General features: G+C 52.5%; 1 rRNA gene (running past both ends of the window). It reads left to right on the top strand.

From position 1 onward, the window contains the following. A 23S ribosomal RNA gene (locus ACAD63_RS13865) occupies positions 1-444 on the top strand (it extends past both window edges: 624 nt to the left, 2791 nt to the right).

The raw sequence follows: 444 nt of genomic DNA, 5'->3' as shown, positions 1-444 counted from the left end.
AGCTTTGATCCGGAGATGTCCGAATGGGGAAACCCGGCCCGTATGGGTCATCCCACACTGAATCCATAGGTGTGGGAAGCGAACGCGGCGAACTGAAACATCTAAGTAGCTGCAGGAACAGAAATCAACCGAGATTCCCAAAGTAGTGGCGAACGAAATGGGAAGAGCCTTGTACTCTTTAGCAGTGTTGTTAGCAGAACGGGATGGAAAGCCCGGCCCTAGCAGGTGATAGCCCTGTATGCGAAAACAGCGTTGTGGAACTAGGTGTACGACAAGTAGGGCGGGACACGTGAAATCCTGTCTGAAGATGGGGGGACCATCCTCCAAGGCTAAATACTCGTGATCGACCGATAGTGAACCAGTACCGTGAGGGAAAGGCGAAAAGAACCCCGGGAGGGGAGTGAAATAGATCCTGAAACCGCATGCATACAAACAGTCGGAGCC

The organism is Cupriavidus sp. a3 (assembly GCF_051015765.1).
Taxonomy (GTDB): Bacteria; Pseudomonadota; Gammaproteobacteria; order Burkholderiales; family Burkholderiaceae; genus Cupriavidus; species Cupriavidus oxalaticus_A.
Note: the sequence above shows the minus strand (reverse complement) of the source record. Positions and strands in the feature narration are given on the sequence as shown.